Source organism: Kitasatospora sp. HUAS MG31, from assembly GCF_040571325.1.
Taxonomy (GTDB): domain Bacteria; phylum Actinomycetota; class Actinomycetes; order Streptomycetales; family Streptomycetaceae; genus Kitasatospora; species Kitasatospora camelliae.
Genome location: NZ_CP159872.1, coordinates 7,650,909 through 7,672,772, shown reverse-complemented (window position 1 = coordinate 7,672,772; position 21,864 = coordinate 7,650,909). Strand labels below are relative to the sequence as shown.

Genomic DNA, 21,864 nt, shown 5'->3' with positions numbered 1-21,864 from the left:
GGCGCGACCGTTCGTGAGCGCTCTGTCCCGGGAGAAGGCGGTATGGACGTGGACCCGCTGGCCGTTCTCAGCACCAGCGCACTCAGCGAGGGCGTGAGGTTCCTGTTCGACCAGGCCAGGTCGCTCCTCGACCGGCGCAGGCGCGATCGGGCGGCGGCGGAGGCTTCTGCCGAGGAGTCAGCCGGCGGCGTCGTCCAGCTCCCCCCGGAGGCGTTCACCGGCTCCATCGACACCCGGTCGCCGGACGAGGCCGCCCTTGCGGAGGCCGCCCCCGCGCTGCGGGCCCTGCGTGCCGAGCTCTTCCCGTACATCGACGCCCCGGAGTCCATCCGGCCCGGCGACGCCGATCTGCTCCGCCTCGTCCGCCAGCTCAGGCAGGTACTCGAGGCGGTCTACGGCCAGCGCATCACCTTCGCCACCGAGGCCGGCGAGCGCGACGTCTCCGGCACCCGGGTGGATGCCTTCATCGACATCGCGGAGATCGCCGGAAAGGTCACGGCGGTCGAGGCGGGCCGGATCAGCGGCGGCCAGTTCAGGGTCAAGGTGCACAGCGAGCGGGTCGAGCCGGGCGGCGAGGTCACGGGCGTCAGGGCCGAGGACATTGGCACCTGACGAGGAGAGACGGGTGACCGTACCGCCGCAGCGGGCAGGCGGACCGGCGGACCCGGTGTCGGCTGACCTGTTCAGTACGGCCCTGATCAGCCGGTATCTCGATGAGCCGTTCATCCGGAGGATCTGGCTGGCGGAGCAGATCGAGGCGCACTTCGGACCGTCGCCCTGCCGTCTCGTCCTGGTCACCGGCGCCGCCGGCGTGGGCAAGTCCGCGTTGGCCGCCTGGATGACCAAGCGGCACGACGTGTCGCCGCGGTACTTCATCCGGGTCGACAGCCGCACCCGGCACCGCAGCGGTGGCATCACCGATCTGCTGACCTCCCTCGGCCGGCAGCTCGCCGCGCTCCGGCCCGACCTCTTCGCCGACGCCCAGCCGCTGATCGAGATCGAGACGCACATCGGAGAGGTGGCCGAGGGCGGCGGCCATGTCGCACTGCGTGCCCGGCGGCTGATCGCGAACCCCTTCAAGAAGACGGTCGCCGTGCGGATCACCCAGCGGGTGGAGAGGGTCAGGGGTGAGGTCACGGGGATCGACGCCGACGAGGTGGTCGCCGATGCCGAGATGATCGTCCCGGAGCAGCTGCAGCAGCTGGCGCTCTTCGATCCCGCCCGGAGGTTGCTGGAGCTGGACCCGGACGCCAGGATCGTCGTGATCATCGATGCCCTCGACGAGCTGAACGTGCCCGGCTCCCTGGATCGCACCGTCGCCGACTGGCTGGCCGACTGCCCCACCCTGCCGGACAACGTCCGCATCCTGGTGACCAGCAGGCCGCACGCCCAGCTCCGCACGATCGCGTTGCGCCACGAGGGTCGACTGCACGAGATCCGACTCGATCCGGGCGCGACCGAGGCCCTGAGGGACGTCCGTTCCTATGCGGATGCCGTCGCCGGGGACACGGAACTCGCCGCCGCACTGCGCCTCCACGGGCTGAACCTGCGTCACGCCGTCCACACCGCGGCCGGGCGGGCCGAGGGCAACTTCCTCTTCGTCGTCTCCTGGGTGCGGGCGATCCGCAACGCCGTGGAGGATGACAACCCCGCCTCCCTCCGGCACCTGGCCGACTTCCACACGCTGCCCCGGGACCTCGACGGCCTGTACGAGCTGCTGCTCCGGCTGATCCGCCGGCGCGCGGAGGACCGGCAGTGGCGTGAGGTCCTGTACCCCCTGCTGGCGACGCTCAGCGTCTCCCGCGCTCCGCTGCCGACGCCGAGGTTGCTCTACTGGTCCGGCCTCACCGCCCGTCGCAACGAGGCACGGGAGGCGCTGCACGAGCTCCGCCAGCTCATCGTGAGAGAGCCTGCCGACGACGGTGGATGGCACCTGATCCACGCCTCCGTCGCTCAGTTCCTGACAGATCCGGAATCCGATGGCGACGACGACCGATGGTGGTATTTCGTTGATCCCATGGTTCACAACCTGCGCATCGCCGACCGGATCCTGGACAGCCATGGTGGCAACTGGACGGACTGCGAGGACGATTACGCCCTTGCCCATGTCCTGGGTCACCTCGTCTCGGCCCTGGTGGAGGGCAGCACCGGCGCCTCGGGAGGCCAGGGCCTGGCCCGGTGCGCCCGCACCCTGGTAGCCGTCGTCGAGGACCCCGGGTACGCCGACACCCGGGCCGCCCGGCTGGGGCCGCTCGCCCTGCTCGGCGACTGCCTCTCGGCCTACCGTGCGCTGACCGCCGTCGACCCCGAGATGGCCTCCCGAGTGGCGCGGGCGGTCGCCTCCCACGCGGCCCGAGCCGAGGCGCAGGACGTTCCCGGACCCCTGGGGGCCGACGTGCTGTACGCCGCACTCGCCTACCGGAACGACGCGGACGAGTTCTACGCCGCGGTGCTCGCGTCCGCGATCGACCCGGATTTCCTCTCCGCGCACGTTCCCGGGCCGCGGCGCCCGCATGTGCACGTGGAGTTCCTGCGCACCGAGGCGGGCCGGCTGCGTCGCAGCGGAGCCGTCGGAGAAGCCGAGGTCCTGCTGGCGGATCTGGCCGACAACGATGCGGCGACCGCCACCCAGCGCTCCACCGCCCTGTACGACCGCGGCTATGCGGCCTATCTGCGAGGGGAGGTCGGAGCGGCCCACGAACTGATGCTGCGCAGCGTTCGCGCCGCCCAGCAGGGAGGCAACGAGGTGTCGGCGTGGGCGTCACGGGTCCTCGCCGCCGTGTTCGCGTACCACGGGACATGGCTGAGCGCGGCCGACCTGGAGCGTGAACTGCGCGAGGCGGCTGCCTTCTTCGAGGCCGTGCCCCGGCCTCCCGGCTCCCTGGCCGAGCGGTTCCGGATGAACTGCCACGGCCATCTCTTCGAACTCGGCGTGCTGGAGGGCGACCTGGAGCTGGCGGAACAGGAGTGGCACGTCCTGGACACCGACCCCTGGGTGCAGCAGGCCCAGAATCCGCTGTGGCGGCAGCGGTGGAACGCCCGCCTGGCGCTGTTGCGCGGCGGGGACGAGGCGACCGCCGCCTGCGAGCACTACGAGGCGATCCTGGGCAGGGGTGTGCTCGACGCGGAGGAGCCGCCGGCCCGCGAGGACGTCGCCCGCGACCTGCTGGACTTCGGACGTGCCCTGTCCGCCGCAGGACGGGACGCCGACGCGGTACGGGCCTGGCGTCTGGTCCTACGAACCGCCGACCACACCGCGGCCTGGCTCTGGAAGCCCCGGGCCAGGCGGCTCCTGGGCGAGGGAGGGTGAGCCCTCCGCAGAAGGCCAGGCCGTGAGGTACGCAGTCACCCCGCGTAGCGGGTCGCCAGGATCGCCACCGTGTCGGCGATGCGGTCACGGAGTTCGGCCGGTGCCAGGACCTCGATGTCGGTGCCCAGGCGCAGGAACTCGCCGTGGGCGTGGTCGATCGATTCGATGGGCACCCGGGTCTCCGTCCATCCGTCACCCGCGGGTGTCACGCCGATGCGGCGGGCGCCCTCCGGGGTGAGCCGTACCAGGGCCTCCCCGGTGTGCAGCCTGGATCGGAAGTCGGCCAGGTAGCCGTCCCAGTGCGCGGCCAGGTCGAACCCGCCGGGGATGGCGAACTCTTCCCCCAGGGCGTGGAGTTCGATGATCTGGTCGACCCGGTAGGTGCGGATTCCGGACGGTCCGCCGGCGACCAGGTACCAGCGGCCGGCCTTGAGGACGAGCCCGTAGGGTTCCACCCGCCGCTCGATCTCCTCGGGTGCCCGCCACCGCCGGTAGCGCAGGACCACCGCCAGCCGTGCCCACACCGCGCCGGCGACCGCGGCCAGGTGGGGCGTGTGCTCGGCGTCGCCGTACCAGCCGGGGGCGTCGAGCAGGAAGCGTTCCTGGATCCGTCCGGCGTGCTCGCGCAGCTCCGCCGGAAGGGCGGCCCGCAGCTTGAGTTGGGCGGCGGCGAGCGCCTCGCCGAGGCCGAGTTCGGCGGCGGTGCCGGGGAGGGCGGCGAGGAACGCGGCCTGCGCCTCCTCCGCGGTCAGTCCGGTGAGGCGGGTCCGGTAGCCGTCGACCAGTCGGTAGCCGCCCGCGTGCCCGGCCTCGCCGTACAGCGGGATGCCGGCGGCGCCGAGCGCCTCGACGTCCCGGTAGACCGTGCGGACGGAGACCTCCAGCTCCTCGGCCAGCTGCCGGGCCGTCATCCGGCCCCGGTTCTGGAGCAGCAGGAGCAGGGTGACCAGCCGACTCGCGCGCATGCCCGCCAGTATCCACTGACAGTGGATGTCAGTGAAGTGCTCCTAACCTGCGACGCATGGACGACTTCGACTTCCTGCACGGGTCATGGAACGTGGCCAATCGGCGCCTCACCGCCCCGCTCACCGCCCCGCTCGGCGGCCCGGGCACCGGCACCTGGGAGGAGTTCCCGGGTCACGCGGTGATCCGGCCGCTGTTCGGCGGCGCCGGGAACATCGACGAGATCACCTTCCCCACCCTCGGCCGCCAGGGCGTGACCCTGCGGCTGTTCGACCGCGAGACGCGCCGCTGGTCGATCCACTGGTCGGACAGCCGGACCGGCCGGCTGGATCCCCCGGTGATCGGCGGCTTCACGGGCGACCGCGGCGACTTCCACGGCGAGGACAGCTACGACGGCCGCCCGATCCGGGTGCACTTCACCTGGTACCGCCTCGGCCCGGACGCCGCCCGCTGGGAGCAGGAGTTCTCCGGCGACGGCGGCCGCACCTGGGAGCTCAACTGGATCATGGACCTCACCCGCACCGGATCGGTCGGCTCATGAGCATCGTCGAACTCCGCCGGTACATCCTGCATCCCGGCGCCCGGGAGACGCTGGTCGAGCTGTTCGAGCGCGAGTTCGTGACCGGCCAGCAGGCGGTCGGCATCACCGTCGGCGGCCGGTTCCGCGACCTCGACGACCCGGACCGCTTCGTCTGGCTGCGCGCGTTCCCCGACATGACACACCGCCGGCGCGCCCTGGAGGCGTTCTACACCGGCCCGGTCTGGCGGGAGCACCGCGAGGCGGCCAACGCCACCATGATCGACAGCGACGACGTCCTGCTGCTCCGCGGTCCGGGCTTCCGGCCGGAGCCGGGCACCCGCGAGGTGGTCGCGGCGATCTGCGAGCCGACGGACGCCGCCACGTTCGACGCGTACGCCGCCCGGCACCTGGGCCCGCGCCATGCCCTGCACCGCACCGAGCACGCCGAGAACGACTACCCCCGCCTGCCCGTCCGCACCGGGATCGACGTGCGGCTCTGGTTCGGACCGGCCGAGGCACCACCCTGGCCGGTCCGGCGGCTGCGGCTGGAGCCCGTGACGGGTTGACCGTGACGACCTGACCCGTGCCGCCGCGGGGTGGGCTGCGATCGAATGCCGGCCGACCCGCCGCGGCCGGCTCAGCGCAGGGTGTCGGCGAGGTAGGCGTTGCGGCGGCGGATCAGGCGGGCCATGTACCAGCCGAGGACCGTCCGGTCGGCGATGCGGCCGAGGATCCCGAGCGGGGCGGCGAAGTCGATGACGTCCGTCATGACGGTCCCGCCGGTGCCGTCGGGCTCGAAGGAGTGGGCGTGCCGCCATCGGTTGAACGGTCCGCGTTCCTGCTCGTCGACGAAGGAGCGCGGCGGGTCGTAGGCCGTGATGCGGGCGGTGAGCCGCCAGGTCAGACCGAAGTGGCGGGCCCGGAATGTCACGGTGTCGCCGAGGGTGAGGTGGCCGTGGGTGGTGCCGGCGACCGCCCGCTCCGAGGACGCGGCCATCGACCGGGTGTGCGCCTCCACGTCGAGGCACGCCTCGAACACCTGCTGCGCGGGCACGGGGAGAACCGTGGTGATCTCGAAGCGGGGCATCGGTGGCCTCCGGGCGCGTCGGCCGTTCGGAATCGCCGCCCTGGGCGAGACGCCTCCGAACGGCACGACTGCTGCGGCTCTCCCGTGGTGGGGGCAGTCTGCCAGGTCGGACGGCCGGGGCCGGACGCCCGGGGTGACGCCGGCGCCCGACGGCTGCACGGGGTGCCGGGGTGAACCGAAGACTGCGCCGACCGGTGGCACGCCGTCGCGGCCCACCTGCCGGGCGTGAAGAGCCCCGCCACGGGGGGCTCGGCGCGTTACTCCGCGGCATCGTCCTTCAGCCGGTCTTCCGGCCAGACCTCGAACGCCCGCGAGAACCCCGTCTCCGGCCCGGCCCGGAAACACCCGCGGATCAGGTTCGCGACCTTGGCCACCGCGTCCGGCCTTCCGCCGAGCTCCACGCGCACGGAGCCGGTCCCCTGGGGTGCGGGGGCGACCGGCTGCGTGGCGGCCCCTGCGATCGGTGCGGAGGTGTCGACCTGCCACCTGGTGCGCGTCGCGTCGGCGGTCTGCGACTGCGCCGCGTAGTCGCCGGCGGTGACGGGGGCCGGGGCGGTGGTCAGCTTGAACGTTTGGCCCACTGTGTCCGCGACGACCTGGGCTGCGGTCGGCTCGCCGGCGATGGACATGTGGACGATCGCGCTCGGCCCGCGGGTGTGCTCGCCGGTCATGGTGTGCCTCCGTGGTCAGTCCCTTTCAGGGTCTGCCGGGGTGCGGCGTCCCGCATCTGCGCGGGTGCGGACGAACAGGGCCACATCATCGCCGCGGCCGCCGCCCCCGAGCCCGGGACCGTGGATGCGGACGCCCCGTCGACCGGCGGCGTACGCGTCTCGGAGGGCAGGGTGCTGCACGAGGTCGATCTGCCCGAGGGCCCGCAGGACGAAGCCACCGAATCGCTCGGCCTCTTCTATGTGGCCGTCGACGGCGGCCGGTCGAGGCTGGCCAGGCGCTCTTCCGGTGAGGCGCGGGGCTGACCCGGCCCAGGAGCAGCGGTGCGAGCCCCCGCAGGTCGGTCGAGGGCGGTGGTGACGAGTTCGGCCCAGCGAGCGAGCAGGGAGCGGGCGGCGGGCCGACGAGCCCGGCAAGGGCACGGGCTTGCTCCGCTGCTCGGCCTGCTTCGCGCCGGTCGGGACGGCTGCGCGTTCGAGCCTCCCGGCTACCAGGGGACGACCTCGCCGCGGTGGTCGAGGAAGTGGAGACCGGAGGTGCCGTGGTGGCGCTCGATCGTCTCCACGACGCCGGGCACGCTCTCCTCCACGCTGAGTTCGGCGTCGGGCCCGCCGAGCTCGGTGCGCACCCAGCCCGGGTCCATCAGGAGGAGCGTCCTGGGGTCACCGGTGGTGCGGGCGGCGTGGCACCGCATCAGCTGGTTCAGCGCGGACTTGCTGGCCCGGTACAGGTCCTGTCCGCCCTCGGTGTTCAGCGAGACGCTGCCCTGGTCGGAGGACATCACGCCGATGGTCCCGGTCGGCGGGACGAGCGGGCCGAGGACGTCCACGACGCGCATCGGGCTGAGCGCGTTGGTGACCATGACCTCGGTGAACACCTCGGTCGGCACCTCGCCGATCGGCAGGTCGCCGCGCGTCACGGCGGCGTTCACGAAGAGCAGGTCGAGGGTGCGGCCGGCCAGCCGGTCCCGCAGGGCCGTGAGCTGCGCCGGGTCGGTCATCTCCAGCGATTCCACGGTGAGCCGTCCGCCGGCCTCCTCCGCCAGGTCGTGGAGGCCGGTGCGGTGAGTCCCGCGGACGGTGCCGATGACCTCCCAGCCCCGGCGGAGGTACTCGGCGGCGATCCCCAGACCGAGGGTGCGGGAGGCACCGACGATCAGGGCGGTACGGCGGGATTCGGTCGTCTTCGAAGTGTCGGTCATGGCTCAAGTCTCCGAGCGGCCGGGACGGTTGGTCCAATACCCTTTCAAGACCGCTGATACCGTGCGGGTATGGATCTGGACCTGCGCAAACTCCGCTACTTCGTCGCGGTCGCGGAGCACCTCGGGTTCGGCCGGGCGGCCCAGGAGCTGTACATCGCGCAGCCCGTCCTCAGCCGGCAGATCCGGTCGTTGGAGGAGGAGTTGGGGTACCCGCTGTTCACCCGGACCACGCGGCGAGTCGAACTCACGGCGGCCGGGCGGCAGTTGCAGAAGGAGGCGAAGCGGATCACGGCGACGGTCGACACCGCCCTGCGGCGCGTCCAGGAGGCCGCGCGGGGCGAACGGCGGCTGGCCGTCGCGTTCTCGGCCGGCCTGCGGGTGGCGGAGGCGATCCGGGAGTTCACGGCACACCACCCGGACGTCGGGATCGACGTCCTCCCGCTCCCCTGGTCGGAGCGGGACGCCCCGCTGCGCGACGGCCGCGCGCAGGTCGGGTACCTGCGGCGCCCGTTCGACGACACCGGGCTGCGGACCGTCCCGATCGGGCACGAGACCAAGGTCGCCTGCCTGCCCGCCACACACCGGCTGGCCGCACGCCGCAGCCTCACCTCGGCCGACCTGGACGGCGAGCCGGTGCTCGACGCCAAGCAGCGGCGGACCTCCTCCCTGGAGGAGAAGTTCGAGCTCATCGCCTCCGGGCACGGCGTCGCCCTCGTCCCGCTCAGCGTCGCCGGCTCGTACGTCCGCCCCGAACTGGTCTACCTGCCGGTCACCGACCACCCGCCCGTGGAGACCTGCCTGGCGGTGCCGGAGGGCAGCTGCACCGGCCTCGCGGCGAGCTTCCTGGACGTCGCCACGGCCGTCCTGCGCCGGACCTCCCCCTGACCGGGCCACCACCCCCTCCGCCCGGTCGCGCCGGAACCCGGGGCGGCGGGGCCGTCAGTGCCGCACGAACGCCAGATCGCCCGGCCGTACCCGCTCACGCGGTCCCGCCGCCCGCAGCACCACGTCCAGCACCCGGGCCGGGTCTGAGGCGTACGCGTGCGAGAACCACGCCATGTTGGCCTCCACCACGGCCCAGCGGTGCCCCTCGCGGTACGGATCGAGCAGCTGCCCGACGTCCACGACCACGGCGCTGGGCAGGGTGTGCCCGGCCACGGCGATCAGCCGGTCGACGAACTCGGCGATCTCCGCGTGGAGGGCCCCGTCCGCGTGCCCGGGCCCGTCCACGGGCAGCGGGCACGGGTCGAGCCGGCCGAAGACCGCGTACCGGCTCGCCGCCGCGATCCGTCCGTCCAGGAGGAACAGCCGGTACTCGGCCGCGAAGGTCACCACCTCCGAGAGCAGCACCGGTGTCGTCGGATCCAGGCCGGCGGGCAGCTGCGAACCGTCGCTGTACACGCTCGCCGGGAAGGACTTGTCCCGCGGCGGCTTGACGAACGCCGGTCCGTCGAGGGCCCACGCGTCCGTGACGGTCCCCATCCGGACCTGCCGACCGGTGAACTCCGGCGGCAGCTCGGCGAGCCAGTCGTCCACCGGTTCCAGCAGCGCGAACCCGCACCGATCGGCCAACCGCGCTCCCGCGAGCGGCCCGCCGTACCAGTGCGCCGGGCCCGTCACCGGTCCGAGCTCCTCCGCAGCCCGGACCGCCATCCCCCGCCCCGCCGCCTCCGCGGCCAACAGCTCCATCGTCGACGTCCGCCGCCCGGGCATGACCAGCATCGCAACCCCCCTCGAACCACAAAGCCGCCAGGCTAGCCTCGTCGTGGCACCACCGCAGCCGAGTTCCCGGCCACGCCTTCACCGCGCCGGCAGACCCGCCGGCGGCCGGGGGCCCACCGAAGTGGTTCACCGAGCGTTGCGCGGCGGTACGGGCGTCGTTGCCCGGGAGCGCGTGCGGGCCGGACCGCTTGAGGCTCCTCCGCCCGCCGGACGACACGATCAGCTCGGCGATGCGCCTGCTCCGGTCCGGCGTGAGCCCTGCGCCGTTGCGGGATCGACGCACCAGAACAGCTGGTCCCGGCCGGTGGTCCCGGCAGGTGGCGCCGGGCCGGCGGACGCGGGTGCGTTGGTAGATTGGGCGGCGCAGCAGTCCCCGGTCCAACCGCAGCCACCCCGGAGGGGAACCCCGTGTCACAGCCGTCCACGTCACCGTCGGTCCGGCCGGAGCAGGCGGCGGATCTCGCCGCCGCCCGCGCCGCCTACGAGGAGCTCCGCGCCGGCGGCCTCAAGCTCGACCTCACCCGGGGCAAGCCCTCGTCCGAGCAGCTGGACCTCTCGGACGCGCTCCTGACGATCCTGCAGCCGGGCGACGTCAAGGCGGCGGACGGCACCGACTGCCGCAACTACGGCGGCCTGCAGGGCCTCCCCGAGCTCCGCGCGGTCTTCGCCGAGCTGCTGCAGGTCCCGGCCGAGCAGCTGTTCGCCTGCGGCAACGCCAGCCTCACCGTGATGCACGACATGGTCGCGCACGCCATGCTCTCGGTCCTGCCGGGCGCCGAGCGGCGCTGGGCGGACGAGGCGGAGATCCGCTTCCTGTGCCCGGTCCCCGGCTACGACCGGCACTTCACGATCTGCGACCGCTTCGGCATCACCATGGTGCCCGTCCCGCTGACCGGCGAGGGCCCCGACATGGACGTCGTCGAGGAGCTCGTCGCCGCCGACCCGCGGATCAAGGGCATGTGGTGCGTGCCCAAGTACAGCAACCCGACCGGCGAGAGCTACAGCGACGAGACGGTACGCCGCCTCGCCGCCATGCCGGCGGCCGCGCCCGACTTCCGCCTGTTCTGGGACAACGCGTACGCCGTCCACCACCTCACCGCCGAGCCCACCGAGGTCCTGCCGATCCTGGCCGCCTGCGCCGACGCCGGCCACCCGGACCGCGCCTTCGTCTTCGGCTCCACGTCGAAGATCACCGCCGCCGGCGCCGGCGTGGCCTTCTTCGGCTCCTCGCCCGCCAACATGGCCTGGTACGCGGGTCTCGCCGCCGCGCAGACCATCGGCCCGGACAAGCTGAACCAGCTGCGCCACGCCCGTTTCTTCCAGGACGCGGCCGCGGTCGAGACCCACATGGAGCGCCACCGGGCGCTGCTGGAGCCGCGCTTCGCCGCGGTGTACGAGGTGCTGGAGCGCGAGCTCGGCGGCATCGCCACCTGGACGCGTCCGAGCGGCGGCTACTTCGTCAGCCTTCAGGTACCGGAGGGCTGCGCGTCCGAGGTCGTGCGGCTGGCCAAGGAGGCCGGCATCGCGCTGACCCCGGCGGGCGCCGCCTTCCCCGGCGGCCGCGACCCGCGGGACAGCCAGATCCGGCTCGCCCCGTCCTTCCCGACGGTCGACGAGGTCCGCACCGCCATGCAGGGCGTGGCCGTCTGCGTCCGCCTCGCCGCCGCCGAGCGCGCCGCCGGCTGATCCTGGGCGGCCACACCGGGGAACTCCCGGCAGGGCGCCGGCCCACCACGGTGACGGGTCGGCGCCCACCGGGGTTCGTCCCGGGCCCGGTCAGTGGTGGAAGAGCCTGAGGCCGGTGCGGGTGAGGGTGATGCCGTGTTCGCGGCAGGCGTCCTCGACCTCGCCGGACCCGAGCGATCCGCCGGGCTCGCCGATGTACCGGACGCCGTGGCGGTGGGCGTGGTCGACGTGGTGCCTGAGGCATCCACCCGACCGGGCCGACACCGATCTGCCCTGGCTCCAGTTCGGGATGACCCTCCCGATCTCGGCAGACGACCCGTCGGACCAGGCCGAGCACCTTGAGGCGCGGCTGACCGCGGGCGATCCCCGTGCCGTCGCCGAGGTGTGGGGAGGTTCGCATGACGCCGAGCGACTGGGCTACCCGTGGCCGCCGGGCCACCCGCAGTTCATGTGAACCGCCGGGGAGAGCGTCCCGGTCGCGTGGGGGCTACGTCCTGCGGCGGTCCAGGCGGGCCGGTGCGTAGTGGGCCTGCTGTCGGCGGAACGAGCGGCCGAGGTGGTGTTGGAGCCGGACGTGGCGGAACTGGTAGACCGCTCCCGTCTGGCGGAGGACTCCGCGGTGGTAGGCGTCGTCGAGGAAGGCGGCGGTGTCCCAGGGGAGCTTGCCGGTCAGGGGCAGCCAGATCCGGGACAGGACCACCCACTGCCCCCAGGCGGTGAAGGAGAGTGCGTAGGAGAGCGTCCCGCCGAGCCCGGCGATGGCTCCGATGAAGACCCCGTCCGACAGCTGCCAGTTCATCGGCCCGAGCGGCCCCTGGAGGAGGTCGACGACCAGGTCGCCGCCGAGGGCGATCGCGAGGGTGAGCATCGGGACCAGGACGAGGACCTGCCGGCGTACCTCCACCCGGTTCGAGGACAGCAGCGTGACCGGGGTGGCCGCCGAGGCGACGTCCAGGGGGGCTTCGAGTGCGGCGAGGATCCCGAAGACCAGCCCGGCGCCCGATCCGAAGATCAGACCGAAGACCAGCATGTTGATGAGCGTGCCCTCGATCACCGCGCTGTTCGTGAGCGGGATCCCGTTGTACAGCCGGCGCTCCAGGGTGAGGGCGCACGCACACCCGATCCCCATCACGGATCCGCCCAGCAGGACCGCACCGAACCTGGCGCCGAAGGTGTGGATCGGTCTGCGGCCGATGCCGGTGTGGGTGCCGGGCAGCCGGAGCCGTACGTGGGCCGGCTCGAAGACGCCGCCGCCGGTCGCGGCCATGATCCCGTACACGGATCCGAAGGCGAGGCCGGCGGCCGGCCCCATCAGGGCCCCCTGCAGGAGGGCCTCGCCGAGCCCGAGCTGGGCGACGGCGAGGGCGACCAGCCACTCGGACACGGCGACGCACAGCGCGGACGTCACCACGACGGCCAGGACGCGGGTCGAGCGGCGCAGCGATTCGCCGAACTGCCACCAGGCGAGGTCCTGCTGGTCGTTGTCGAGTCGGGCCAGGTGGTGGGCGAGGTAGCCGAGCCAGAGCTCCGCGCGCTCCGCGTCCCAGTTCCGCTCCCGCCCCCGGCGGCCTGCGACGGCCCGCTCGGGTACGCGTCGCCGGTAGACCGCCGGGACGAAGCCCGCCAGCAGGTGTTCCTCGAGGGTGTTCTCGGCGGGGAACCGCCCGGTGTCCAGCAGCTCCGCCGGGTCGCGGTCGGGGGTCTCGCTGTACATGGTCCGCGCCAGGATGACCATCAGCGGGGTCCCGAGGACCCGGGCGAGGTTCACGCTCCCCCGGGTGTTCTGAGCCCGCAGCTCCTCCAGGACCGGACCCCAGACCGCCCCGGTCCCGCCGTCGCCGCGGGCGACCGGCCGGGTGGTCCGCGGCAGGTAGGCCGCGAGGTCGTCGAGCGTGAGGTCGGCGAGCTCGATGCCGGCGGCCCAGACCAGCGGGGAACGCGCCGCGTGGACCGCCTCCGCGAACTCGCCGTGCCGGCTGGTCATGACCAGCGGCAGCGAGCTGGCGTTGAGCGCCTCCAGGGCCGCTTGCCTCAGGCCTTCCGCGATCTCGTCGAACCCGTCCAGGACCGGCAGGATGAGGTCGGTGTCGACCAGGGCGGCGGCCAGGGTCGAACCGCCGGGGGCCCGGCTGGTCAGATGCGGGTGATCACGTAACAGCAGGTCGATCATCCAGTCCCGCAGCGTGGTGGCCGTCGGGTCCCAGGATCCGAGGCTGAAGATCACCGGCACCCGGTCGTCCGAGACCGGGGACTCCAGGAAGTCCAGGACGAACCTGATCGTCAGGATGGACTTGCCGGACCCGGCGCGGCCGAGGATCACCAGCCGCCCGGACGATATCCGCCGGTACACCTCGGTCACGCTCCGCAGGTCCCCGCTCAGATCCATGCGGGGCGAGGTCGCTCCGGGCGGGAGGCGCTGGATGTTCTCCGCATGGTCCGTCAGGAACTCGGGCGCCTCCCGCCAGCGCACCGGCAGCGGAAACGGATCGTGGACCCGGCGCTGCTCCTCCTCCCGCTGCCAACGGCGCCTGACCTCCTTCGCCAACTCGTCCGCGGCGGCGGCCAGGGCGTCCCCCGTCGGGGACGCGGCGCGAGCCGGTACGGGCGGGCGTGCGGGCGGGTGTACGGGCGGCGTACCGACCTGGGCAGGTGGTGTACCGACCGGGGCGGGCGCAGCGGCGTCCTGCTCGGGTGCGACGGGAGCCGACTCGGGTGTCGCGGGAGTGGGTTCGGTCGGCGCCTTCGCCAGCGTGGCCGCCAGCCGCTGGCGGTCCTCCTGGCCGACGTCCAGGGCGTCCGCCAACAGGTTCAGCGTCCCGAGGCGGGTGTCGCTGGACTTGCCGGTCTCCAGCCGGCGGATGGTGCGGACGCTGACGCCGGACCGTTCCGCCACCTGCTCCTGTGTGAGCCCCGACTGAGTCCGCAGCCGGCGCAGCAGCGTGCCGAGCTGATCCGTCACTTCACCACCCCCGTCGACCACCGAGCGCGGTCGCCGGTGAGCCTATCGTGACGGCCGGTCATATATGGCCGGTGCCCTGTCCTGTCACGTGATCAGCACAAACACCATGATCGGTGGTGCCCGGCCGGCAACCGGCAGCGGGCGGCGCCCTCCGCAGGACTTCCGGAGGCGGGGGCGCCCGCGGTCGGTCGGACGGGCACGGGGGCGTCCGACCGACCGCGGCGGACCGACGGATCCGGGCCGCCGCCACGACCGGGGCGACACGTCCGGGGCGACGCGACCCGGCCCGACCGGCCGCCTCCTCCCGGCCCTTCCTGTGACGACGAATGGGGACTCGACATGGTCTACCGCTACTGGTGCGGCGAGTGCGGCTTCAAGACGGCATGGCTCGGCGAGTCCCAGGGCGAGCAGCAGCAGGTCGAGCACTACGCCAAGCAGCACCCGGGGATTCCCCCGGGCGGCCAGGTGGAGACCAGACGGAGGGGACCGGACGGCGGCGGCGGATGTACTGCGCTGGCCGTCGGAATCGTCCTCCTGCTGCTGATCCTCGCGGCCGTGGTCCGCCGCTAGAGGCGGGCCCGCCGGCCTTCGCCCGGCGCACCGGCCGCACCCCACCATCCCGCGATCCCACAGTCCCTCAGTCCCCCGGCCCACAGGCGGTCGGAGGGATGACCACACCTACGACATGGAGTCGGATATGAGCACGCTCGAAGCGATCGAGACCGCCCACGCGACGGACACCGACGGCCCGGCCACCGGGCGGCGGGCGCGGATGCCGAGGCGGCGGTGGCTCCTGTCCGCCGCCGTGACGGCCTGCCTCGTGTCGGTCGGCGTCGGCCTCGGCAGCCCGGCGAACGCCGGCGTCCCGACCGCGGCCGGCCTCCTGCAGGCCGGGGCCAACCAGGGAATCACCGACGGATACCCGGGCGTGATCGGCCTGGTCCGCCAGGGCGACGGCACCCAGTACGTGCACGCGGGTGTCGGCAACCTCTCCACCAAGGTGCCCGCCGACCCGAAGGCGAAGTTCCGGATCGGCAGCAACACCAAGGCGTTCACCTCCACGGTGCTGCTCCAGCTGGAGGCCGAGCAGCGGCTGTCCCTGGACGACACCGTCGCCCGGTGGCTGCCGGGAGCGGTCAGCGCCAACGGGTACGACGGCCAGAGGATCACGGTCCGTCAGCTGCTCAACCACACTTCGGGCCTGCCCGAGTACGCGGGCAGCGCGCAGGTCTCCGTCCCGTATCTCCTCAACAACAATCCGCGGCAGGCCTGGGCGCCGCAGACCCTGGTGGACATCGCCCTGGCCCAGCACGCACCCGACGCCGCGCCGGGCGAGAAGTTCGGCTACGCCAACACCAACTACGTGCTGGCGGGCATGGTGATCAAGGCCGTCACCGGCGCCGACGCCGCGACCGAGATCCAGCGGCGGATCATCGAACCGCTCGGCCTGCGCGACACCAGCTTCCCCACCGCCGATCCCGCCCTGTACGGCAACTACCTGCACGGCTACGTGCACCCGGTGACCTTCTACACGCAGGACGTCACGGTCTCCAACGTGCAGACCTACGGGAGCGCCGGTGCCATGGTGTCGACCCTGGACGACCTTTCCGCGTTCTCCCGGGCCCTGCTGACCGGACGGCTCCTGGCCCCCGCGCAGATGGCCGAACTCAAGACCACCGTCCCCATGGACGCTTCGGGCACCGCCGCGTACGGGCTGGGCGTCGAGCACCTGCAGCTGCCCTGCGGGCGGTCGGGATGGGGCCACACCGGCGCGGTCCTCGGCTACCTCAGCAACTGGCTGAGCAGCGAGGACGGCACCAAGCAGGTGCTGTACGCGAACACCGAGTTCCACCTGATCGGCGGCACCCGGGGCCAGCAGGACACCGGCAAGGCCGCGATCGACGCCTTCTGCGCGCTGTAGCCCGGACCGGACCCACTCCCCCGCGCCCGGTGCGGCCTTCGCCTCCGTCGGTCGACACCCCGGCGCAGGCGGCCCCGACGGGCCGGACCTGCTTCACACCGTGGGAGCCACCCGCTCCCGGAGAGGATCACTGATGTCATCCCTGCCACCCGCGTGGCGCCTGCGCGCCAAGACCGCCGTCGTGGCCGCGGCCCTGGCCGTGTCCGTGGCCGCGTCGCTCCCGACGCCGGCCGCACACGCCGAGGGCTCCACCCCTCCCGTGCTGTCCGACGGGTTCGGACTGACCCAGGTCGCCGGCGCGACCGAGGTGCACTCCCCCACCGACTTCACGTTCACCGTGACCACCCGGCAGCTGTCCGGCCAGCACAGGATCCGCGTCTTCCTCCCCCGCGGCTACGGGGACGACCCCGGGAAGCGGTGGCCGGTGGCGTACTTCCTGCACGGCGGGGGCGGCACCGTGGACGACGCCGCGGCCGCCCCGGCACTCCGCTCGGACTCGATGATCACCGTGGTGCCGGACGGCGGCCTGAAGGGCTGGTACGCCGACTGGGTCATGCAGAACACCTCCGTGGGCGCGGCGAACTGGGAGACCTTCCACCTCACCCAGGTGGTCCCCTTCATCGACGCCAACCTGCGCACCATCGCGGACCGGGGCCACCGGGCCGTCGTCGGCCTGTCGATGGGCGGCTCCGGCGCGCTGCACTACGCCCAGGCCCGTCCCGACCTGTTCGGTCACGTCGCCTCCCTGTCCGGCGGCATCGACTTCGGCATGGCGGAGATCCGCGGCGCGGTCCTGGCCACGGAACTCAACCTCACGGGCGCGTGGTGTGCGGCCAGCACCTCCACCCCGTCCGGCACCGGCCGGTGCACCGGCTACGGGCCGACCGTCGACAGCGACGCGGTCTTCGGATCCCCGTACCCGGTGTTCAACGCGGACCGCGTCTGGAACGCTGTCAACCCGGCCGCCACGGCCAACCTTTCCAAGCTCGCCGGAACCGAGATCACCCTCTACACCGGTGACCACGACATCATCGACCGCTACACCGCGATAGCCGCCCACCGGGTCAAGACCCGCCTGGACCGGCTCGGACTCCCGGCCCGCCTCGTCGACTACGGCGACGGTTCGACGCTGGCCCCCACCTGCAACGGCGGCCACAACTACGGCTGCTGGGCGCCCGCGCTCGCCGACTACGTCAGCCGGCTCGAGACCTCCTTCGCCAACGCGGGCTGAACCCTCCACGGAGGCCGACGCACCCGACGTGGCCGACGCAACCGACGCTGCCCACCGGGTCCCGCCATCACGTACCGAACGGGATGGCGGGACCCGTCCCTCGGTCTCCACGCCCCCACTTGTCCCCTCTCCAGAAAGAGGCCCCGCATGACGCAGCATCAGAGCCCCTCGTCCTCCGGGCAGCAGGTCACCCGCCGCCAGGCGAGGTGGGAACGCTACCGGGTCACCCACCCGTTCTCCGCCACCGACCAGGCCGGCCTGTGGGCGGCGATCCTCGGCACCGTCGGCCTCGCCCTCCTGCTGGGCTGGGCACTCGAGATACGGGGCGGCACCGTGATCGTCCTGGCGCTCCCCTTCATCATCTCCTGGTTCGAGAACCGGCGTACGGCGTTCCAGTTCGACGCGGCCGGCGTACGGGTCGGCGAGGTGCGGCTGCGGTGGAACGACGTCACCCAGTTCGTCGTCGCGACACCCCCGGACGGCCCGTACGCGTTGATCGGCGTACGGCTGCACCCGAGCGTGACGCTGCCGCCCGGCGCCACCGTCCCGCCGCAGAACCCCGCCATGCCGGCGCCGATCCACGTCGCCGTTCTCCGGAGCAAGTTCGACCTGGCGAAGATGGTCGCCAAGGCCCGCAGGTACGCCGCACCCCACGTCCAGATCGTGGTGGCCGACCAGTCCGGCGAGCGGGTCGCCGCCTAGGGTCGGCCCGGCGGATCACGGCGTCGTAGGCTGCAGGTCATGCACAGCACCCTGACGGAGCCACCCGCGCCAAGGGGTACCCGTTCAGGCCGCCGCGATCACTGTTGGGGGTGAAGTGGCACTGCCTGTACCCGGGAGCCCAGCTCCTCCCCGAGTCGGAGGCGACCCGACGCTGGTCGAAGGCCCTCGGGATCGACTTCCACGAGGTACGCATCGAGACCAACGCGCACAACCTGACCTTGCTCTTCTCCGACCTCAGGTGAGCGAGGTCCAGATTGGATACGCGCCGTTCGTCGTCGATTAGCGATCCGGGTTGATGTGGTCTCGCGACTGGCGCGGGCCAGGTACGCGGCGGGCGGCCACCGGCGGGACTTCGACGTTTTTCTGTTCAGATGGCTGCGCGGTGAGTGCCATGGGCTGGCGCCCGCCGGGGGTCTGGCCCGCACCCCATCGAGAAGACCCTGCGCGTGGGCCGGTTCACCCTGGAGACCCTCGCCGGAGCCGGCAGCGACCGACTCATGCACCACGCCCACGTGGCCACCACCACTGGCGGCTCCCGCCGCAGGCGAGGGGCTTGATCCCCCTGGCCTGACCCCGCCCTGGAACACCGGGTGGGGCGCAGCCGGTTCTGGCACAGGGCCGGGAGAAAGGCGGCTCGCACGCGCACCCGAGCGCCCCTCAGGGCAGTTGGCCAGACGCATGCAGCATGGCGAACACCAGCTGGTCCACTGCGGAGACCCGCGCACGATCGGCACAGCCGAACCAGTCCAACTCCGCGATCTCGTTCGAGGCGACCAGCGGACCGGTGTGCTCGGCGGTGCAGCAGATCATCCGGAAGTCGGTGCCTCCGTCGGAATCCCTCCGGGTCTCGAAGGTGCCGACGTGCACCATCGTGGCTGTGTCGCCCGGGACCGGGGGTTCCTCGTCATCTCGCGCGCCAAGGTCTCGGCATCGGACTCACTCGGCTCCCTCTTCCCACCAGGGAAGTAGAAGACATCCACACCGCAAGAGCGCGTCATCAGCATCCGACCGCTACGCACCCGAACCCAGGCCACCTTCTCGGCCCACTGACACAACAGCAGAGCCGGGCCTGGGTGCGGCCACATACCTGGCCCGGGAACGCGGGCGACCTGGACGGCCTCGCAGCTACGGACCCGATCCACCTGCTCGTGGCAGCCCGGTCGCCGGCGAGGAGGGAACCGCCTCGCCGGCGACAACTCGGCCACCCGACACGTCCTCAGGCGTCCTGGTCGGTGGTGGCGCGCGGCAGCGGCGGCGGTGCGAGGAACTCGGCGGGGTCCTCCGCCGGGGCGTCCGGGCGGGGGCGGGGGGCGCCGCTCGGCGGTGCCGACGGTGCGTCTCGTACCGGCCCGCCGGCTCCCGGGCCGCCCGGAGGGACCGGACCGCCAGGACCGCCCGGGCCGCCCTGGTGCATGCCTCCGCCCGCCGGGCCGTACGGGGCGGGGCCGGGTATCCCGGGTGCCTGCGCGGCCGGTCCGCGGTCGAGGGGGCCGGGTTCGGGGCCCCGGTGGCCGGCGCCGAACCCGGGGTCACTCCTCGGCGGAACCGGGTCAGGGCCGGGGTAGGGGGCGCCGGGGTGCGGGCCGCCCGCCGCGGCCCGCGGTTGCTGAGGCGGGAGACCGGCGCGACCGGGGTCGGCCATGGGCCGGTCGGCCCCGGGCCGGTCCGGCGCGAACGGACCAGGTGCCCGGCCCGCGCCTCCGCCGCCGACGAGGATTCCGCCCGCGCCGGGCTGGTGGGGTCCGGGCTGGGGCCCGTCGGCGTCGACAGGACCCCCGTGGTGCGGGCGGCCACCCCCGGTCGTGTCGCCCGCCCCGCCCGCGAGTTGGAGCGGGCGGGGAGAGGACGGGGAGTCCTGCTTGGAGAGGATTCCCTGCATCTGCCGGGTGTGCGAGTCCTCGTTCTCGGTGAGGTTCTGGGCCACCTGGTCCATCCGGTCGGCGGTGCCCCGGAACGAGCCGAGCAGCCGCTTGAGCACCTCCACGCCTATGCTCGTGGCGATCTGCTCGGCGGCGGCGATCACCAGCCGGCCGAACGCGTCCCCGGGAGCGCCCAGGTCCAGGTTCTCGACGACCTGCCGGAACGAACTGCTGTGGGAGTCGAGGTCGTCGGCGTGGCTGCGCAGTTCGAGCGCGCAGGAGGCCAGCTGGGCCAGGTCGACCCCGAACCCGGCTCCCGAGCCGCCCGCCGACCCCGGCCCGTCGCCGGGCAGCAGCTGCTTGACCACGGTCTCCACCAGGTCGGCCACCGGCTGGGCCAGCGCCTGCCCGAGCGCGGACACCGCCTCCTCCAGGATGGTGGAGAGGATCTGCCGACCGGCCGCGACGACGGCTGCGGAGCCCTCCGGCCCGATCAGCGAGGAGGCCACCAGTTCGCCCTGGGTGGCCACCAACTGGACCACGGTGGCGCCCTTGCACCCCTCGATCACCAGGGCCGCCGCGTTGAGCGCGGTCGCGGCGACACCGCAGGCGTCCACCACCAGGCCCGAGTACTTCGAAACGGTCTCCCACATCCCGGCCAGCTTGTCGGCCGAAGTGCCGTGGTAGACCTCCCCCAGCGCGGTGAGGGCCTTGTCCGCGGTCATCTGGACCGAGTCGATCGTCGAGGCGAGTCCCCGCAGTCCTTCCGCGAGCCTGACCAGTTCGTCCTCGTTCACCTGGGGCCAGTCCAGCCCGAGGAGTTCAAGGACCGCGACGAGTTCCGGCGGCAGCTCCAGTGCCATGCTTCGCTTCTCCCAACGTCAGTCGTACGGCTGCGAACACGGACCGAACGGACGGCCGTGCGCCGCTCGGCCTCGGCGGTTCGGCCGGGCCGTACCGATGCTGGTGTTCGCGCTGCACCGGGAACAGGCCAGGACACCGGCCACGCATGGCCGGTCCGCCGGACACGCTCACCGGCGCCAACGCGTCGCGTTCGAACGGCCGGCAGCCGCCCTGCGGGCAGCACACGGGACTCCGCAGACGGTCACGGTAGACAGCGTCTACGGCAAGCTGGTAGACAGTGTCTATGAGCGACGAGGGCTCCCTGCGGGAGCGGTTGATCGACGTAGGCGTGGAGCTCGTGCTGACCGAGGGCACCGCCTCCGTGGGGCTGCGCGAGATCGCCCGCCGGGCGGGGGTGTCGCACGGGGCGCCGCGCCGGTACTTCCCGACCCACCACGCGCTGCTGTCGGCCATCGCCCGCCGCGGGTTCGAGGATCTCGGCGCCCGGTACCTGGCCACGGTCGAGGGCCTGACGGAGCCGCGGGCCCAGGTGGCGGCGTTCGCCCGGCTCTACGTCGGGTACGCCCAGGAGCGCCGCGGCATGTTCGAGCTGATGTTCCGTCACGACCTGCTCGACAGCTCGCAGGAGCCTACCGACCGGCCCCGGCTGCGGACGTCGACGCTCCCCCTGTTCGAACACCTCGCCCTGCTCGTCGGCCGCTGCCGGACCCGGCCCGCCGACCCGAACGGGGCCACCCCCTCGCCGTCGGCCACGGCCGCCGCCCTCTGGGCCAACCTGCACGGCATCGCCCAGCTGTGGGCCTGGGGCAGCCTGCAACTCGTCCTCGGCGCCGCCCCGGCCGAGCCGAACGGCGCCCCCGCCGCCCTGCCGGAGCTCCCCGGGATGCCCGGGCTGCTCGGACTGTCCGGGCTGCTCGGCCCGGCGGCCGACCCGGGCGCCGTCGATGACACGGGCGCCGCGGGCCGGACGGCCGACGCCGGCCGCCCGAGCCCCGCGGCCTCCGCCCAGCTCGACCGGCTCGTCACGGCCGTACTCGACGCCCACCTCGGCCCGGCGGCCACCTGACCGCGTGACCGCACCGGCCCGGAGGCGGAGGCCCTTCGAGCGCCATGGCTCGGCTCCGGGATCTCCCCCGTGTCCGCGAGCCG

The 21,864-nt window shown here is 73.1% G+C and carries 22 protein-coding genes and 1 pseudogene; 14 read left to right on the top strand and 9 right to left on the bottom strand.

Annotated elements, in window-relative coordinates; translation table 11 throughout:
* Positions 1 to 42: 42 nt before the first annotated feature.
* Entirely contained in the window at positions 43 to 612 is a 570-nt protein-coding gene (locus tag ABWK59_RS34700) for a hypothetical protein (protein WP_354644651.1), read from the top strand.
* 13 nt (positions 613 to 625) lie between these two features.
* Positions 626 to 3,310, top strand: a complete 2,685-nt coding sequence (locus ABWK59_RS34695) for a hypothetical protein (protein ID WP_354644650.1) — start codon at positions 626 to 628, stop codon at positions 3,308 to 3,310.
* Between the two features lie 35 nt (positions 3,311 to 3,345).
* On the opposite strand, the gene ABWK59_RS34690 is transcribed toward ABWK59_RS34695, so the two are convergent.
* Positions 3,346 to 4,275, bottom strand: coding sequence for a helix-turn-helix transcriptional regulator (locus ABWK59_RS34690; RefSeq protein ID WP_354644649.1), 930 nt, complete (start codon positions 4,273 to 4,275; stop codon positions 3,346 to 3,348).
* A gap of 56 nt (positions 4,276 to 4,331) precedes the next feature.
* Between ABWK59_RS34690 and ABWK59_RS34685 the strand changes: the two genes are divergently transcribed.
* Positions 4,332 to 4,814, top strand: a complete 483-nt coding sequence (locus ABWK59_RS34685) for a hypothetical protein (RefSeq protein WP_354644648.1) — start codon at positions 4,332 to 4,334, stop codon at positions 4,812 to 4,814.
* Positions 4,811 to 5,359 carry an NIPSNAP family protein gene (locus ABWK59_RS34680; protein ID WP_354644647.1) on the top strand — a complete coding sequence of 183 codons (549 nt, stop codon included), beginning with the start codon at positions 4,811 to 4,813 and terminating at the stop codon, positions 5,357 to 5,359. The genes ABWK59_RS34685 and ABWK59_RS34680 overlap by 4 nt, the downstream gene beginning before the upstream one ends.
* Positions 5,360 to 5,430: 71 nt before the next feature.
* Here the strand turns inward: ABWK59_RS34680 and ABWK59_RS34675 are convergent, their stop codons facing one another.
* Complete coding sequence (locus ABWK59_RS34675; protein WP_354644646.1) at positions 5,431 to 5,880, bottom strand: SRPBCC family protein; 450 nt, start codon at positions 5,878 to 5,880, stop codon at positions 5,431 to 5,433.
* Positions 5,881 to 6,137: 257 nt separating this feature from the next.
* The gene (locus tag ABWK59_RS34670) at positions 6,138 to 6,551 is read right to left on the bottom strand and encodes a hypothetical protein (protein ID WP_354644645.1); all 414 of its coding nucleotides are present in this window, start codon (positions 6,549 to 6,551) and stop codon (positions 6,138 to 6,140) included.
* Positions 6,552 to 6,722: 171 nt separating this feature from the next.
* Between ABWK59_RS34670 and ABWK59_RS34665 the strand changes: the two genes are divergently transcribed.
* On the top strand, positions 6,723 to 6,854 hold the full coding sequence (locus tag ABWK59_RS34665) for a hypothetical protein (RefSeq protein ID WP_354644644.1): 132 nt from the start codon (positions 6,723 to 6,725) through the stop codon (positions 6,852 to 6,854).
* A gap of 182 nt (positions 6,855 to 7,036) precedes the next feature.
* Here ABWK59_RS34665 and ABWK59_RS34660 read toward each other — a convergent pair whose 3' ends face one another.
* Positions 7,037 to 7,750 (bottom strand): SDR family oxidoreductase, encoded by a 714-nt coding sequence (locus tag ABWK59_RS34660; RefSeq protein ID WP_354644643.1) that lies wholly within the window; start codon positions 7,748 to 7,750, stop codon positions 7,037 to 7,039.
* 69 nt (positions 7,751 to 7,819) lie between these two features.
* On the opposite strand from ABWK59_RS34660, the gene ABWK59_RS34655 reads away from it, so the two are divergent.
* Positions 7,820 to 8,635 (top strand): LysR family transcriptional regulator, encoded by an 816-nt coding sequence (locus ABWK59_RS34655; protein ID WP_354644642.1) that lies wholly within the window; start codon positions 7,820 to 7,822, stop codon positions 8,633 to 8,635.
* A gap of 54 nt (positions 8,636 to 8,689) precedes the next feature.
* Here ABWK59_RS34655 and ABWK59_RS34650 read toward each other — a convergent pair whose 3' ends face one another.
* Positions 8,690 to 9,472, bottom strand: coding sequence for an ATP-grasp domain-containing protein (locus ABWK59_RS34650; protein ID WP_354644641.1), 783 nt, complete (start codon positions 9,470 to 9,472; stop codon positions 8,690 to 8,692).
* Positions 9,473 to 9,880: 408 nt separating this feature from the next.
* On the opposite strand from ABWK59_RS34650, the gene ABWK59_RS34645 reads away from it, so the two are divergent.
* On the top strand, positions 9,881 to 11,158 hold the full coding sequence (locus ABWK59_RS34645; RefSeq protein ID WP_354644640.1) for an aminotransferase class I/II-fold pyridoxal phosphate-dependent enzyme: 1,278 nt from the start codon (positions 9,881 to 9,883) through the stop codon (positions 11,156 to 11,158).
* A 90-nt stretch (positions 11,159 to 11,248) separates the two neighbouring features.
* Here the strand turns inward: ABWK59_RS34645 and ABWK59_RS34640 are convergent, their stop codons facing one another.
* Entirely contained in the window at positions 11,249 to 11,422 is a 174-nt protein-coding gene (locus ABWK59_RS34640; protein ID WP_354644639.1) for a hypothetical protein, read from the bottom strand.
* A 25-nt stretch (positions 11,423 to 11,447) separates the two neighbouring features.
* Between ABWK59_RS34640 and ABWK59_RS34635 the strand changes: the two genes are divergently transcribed.
* Positions 11,448 to 11,612 (top strand): hypothetical protein, encoded by a 165-nt coding sequence (locus ABWK59_RS34635; RefSeq protein WP_354644638.1) that lies wholly within the window; start codon positions 11,448 to 11,450, stop codon positions 11,610 to 11,612.
* Positions 11,613 to 11,645: 33 nt separating this feature from the next.
* Here the strand turns inward: ABWK59_RS34635 and ABWK59_RS34630 are convergent, their stop codons facing one another.
* The gene (locus tag ABWK59_RS34630; RefSeq protein WP_354644637.1) at positions 11,646 to 14,117 is read right to left on the bottom strand and encodes a helix-turn-helix domain-containing protein; all 2,472 of its coding nucleotides are present in this window, start codon (positions 14,115 to 14,117) and stop codon (positions 11,646 to 11,648) included.
* A 339-nt stretch (positions 14,118 to 14,456) separates the two neighbouring features.
* On the opposite strand from ABWK59_RS34630, the gene ABWK59_RS34625 reads away from it, so the two are divergent.
* The 5 genes and pseudogenes from ABWK59_RS34625 to ABWK59_RS34605 all read left to right on the top strand — a co-directional run.
* A complete protein-coding gene (locus ABWK59_RS34625) occupies positions 14,457 to 14,687 on the top strand; it encodes a hypothetical protein (RefSeq protein ID WP_354644636.1) in 231 nt (76 codons plus the stop codon).
* A 127-nt stretch (positions 14,688 to 14,814) separates the two neighbouring features.
* Positions 14,815 to 16,038: a serine hydrolase domain-containing protein gene (locus ABWK59_RS34620; RefSeq protein WP_354644635.1), complete on the top strand. Its 1,224-nt coding sequence runs from the start codon at positions 14,815 to 14,817 to the stop codon at positions 16,036 to 16,038.
* 133 nt (positions 16,039 to 16,171) lie between these two features.
* On the top strand, positions 16,172 to 17,269 hold the full coding sequence (locus tag ABWK59_RS34615; RefSeq protein WP_354644634.1) for an alpha/beta hydrolase: 1,098 nt from the start codon (positions 16,172 to 16,174) through the stop codon (positions 17,267 to 17,269).
* Positions 17,270 to 17,416: 147 nt separating this feature from the next.
* Positions 17,417 to 17,971, top strand: a complete 555-nt coding sequence (locus tag ABWK59_RS34610) for a hypothetical protein (protein ID WP_354644633.1) — start codon at positions 17,417 to 17,419, stop codon at positions 17,969 to 17,971.
* Between the two features lie 107 nt (positions 17,972 to 18,078).
* Positions 18,079 to 18,275 (top strand): annotated as a pseudogene (locus ABWK59_RS34605) (HalD/BesD family halogenase); the annotation flags it as partial.
* A gap of 374 nt (positions 18,276 to 18,649) precedes the next feature.
* Here ABWK59_RS34605 and ABWK59_RS34600 read toward each other — a convergent pair.
* Both ABWK59_RS34600 and ABWK59_RS34595 read right to left on the bottom strand, forming a co-directional pair.
* The gene (locus ABWK59_RS34600) at positions 18,650 to 18,862 is read right to left on the bottom strand and encodes a hypothetical protein (protein ID WP_354644631.1); all 213 of its coding nucleotides are present in this window, start codon (positions 18,860 to 18,862) and stop codon (positions 18,650 to 18,652) included.
* 346 nt (positions 18,863 to 19,208) lie between these two features.
* Positions 19,209 to 20,714, bottom strand: coding sequence for a hypothetical protein (locus tag ABWK59_RS34595; RefSeq protein WP_354644630.1), 1,506 nt, complete (start codon positions 20,712 to 20,714; stop codon positions 19,209 to 19,211).
* Between the two features lie 284 nt (positions 20,715 to 20,998).
* Between ABWK59_RS34595 and ABWK59_RS34590 the strand changes: the two genes are divergently transcribed.
* Entirely contained in the window at positions 20,999 to 21,781 is a 783-nt protein-coding gene (locus ABWK59_RS34590; RefSeq protein WP_420492894.1) for a TetR/AcrR family transcriptional regulator, read from the top strand.
* Positions 21,782 to 21,864: the final 83 nt, after the last annotated feature.

Coding starts and splice junctions, on each gene's coding strand:
- ABWK59_RS34700 (WP_354644651.1), top strand. CDS start 43: ATGGACGTGGACCCGCTGGCCGTTCTCAGCACCAGCGCACTCAGCGAG.
- ABWK59_RS34690 (WP_354644649.1), bottom strand. CDS start 4,275: ATGCGCGCGAGTCGGCTGGTCACCCTGCTCCTGCTGCTCCAGAACCGG.
- ABWK59_RS34685 (WP_354644648.1), top strand. CDS start 4,332: ATGGACGACTTCGACTTCCTGCACGGGTCATGGAACGTGGCCAATCGG.
- ABWK59_RS34680 (WP_354644647.1), top strand. CDS start 4,811: ATGAGCATCGTCGAACTCCGCCGGTACATCCTGCATCCCGGCGCCCGG.
- ABWK59_RS34675 (WP_354644646.1), bottom strand. CDS start 5,880: ATGCCCCGCTTCGAGATCACCACGGTTCTCCCCGTGCCCGCGCAGCAG.
- ABWK59_RS34670 (WP_354644645.1), bottom strand. CDS start 6,551: ATGACCGGCGAGCACACCCGCGGGCCGAGCGCGATCGTCCACATGTCC.
- ABWK59_RS34660 (WP_354644643.1), bottom strand. CDS start 7,750: ATGACCGACACTTCGAAGACGACCGAATCCCGCCGTACCGCCCTGATC.
- ABWK59_RS34655 (WP_354644642.1), top strand. CDS start 7,820: ATGGATCTGGACCTGCGCAAACTCCGCTACTTCGTCGCGGTCGCGGAG.
- ABWK59_RS34650 (WP_354644641.1), bottom strand. CDS start 9,472: ATGCTGGTCATGCCCGGGCGGCGGACGTCGACGATGGAGCTGTTGGCC.
- ABWK59_RS34635 (WP_354644638.1), top strand. CDS start 11,448: ATGACCCTCCCGATCTCGGCAGACGACCCGTCGGACCAGGCCGAGCAC.
- ABWK59_RS34625 (WP_354644636.1), top strand. CDS start 14,457: ATGGTCTACCGCTACTGGTGCGGCGAGTGCGGCTTCAAGACGGCATGG.
- ABWK59_RS34620 (WP_354644635.1), top strand. CDS start 14,815: ATGAGCACGCTCGAAGCGATCGAGACCGCCCACGCGACGGACACCGAC.
- ABWK59_RS34615 (WP_354644634.1), top strand. CDS start 16,172: ATGTCATCCCTGCCACCCGCGTGGCGCCTGCGCGCCAAGACCGCCGTC.
- ABWK59_RS34610 (WP_354644633.1), top strand. CDS start 17,417: ATGACGCAGCATCAGAGCCCCTCGTCCTCCGGGCAGCAGGTCACCCGC.
- ABWK59_RS34600 (WP_354644631.1), bottom strand. CDS start 18,862: ATGGTGCACGTCGGCACCTTCGAGACCCGGAGGGATTCCGACGGAGGC.
- ABWK59_RS34595 (WP_354644630.1), bottom strand. CDS start 20,714: ATGGCACTGGAGCTGCCGCCGGAACTCGTCGCGGTCCTTGAACTCCTC.
- ABWK59_RS34590 (WP_420492894.1), top strand. CDS start 20,999: ATGAGCGACGAGGGCTCCCTGCGGGAGCGGTTGATCGACGTAGGCGTG.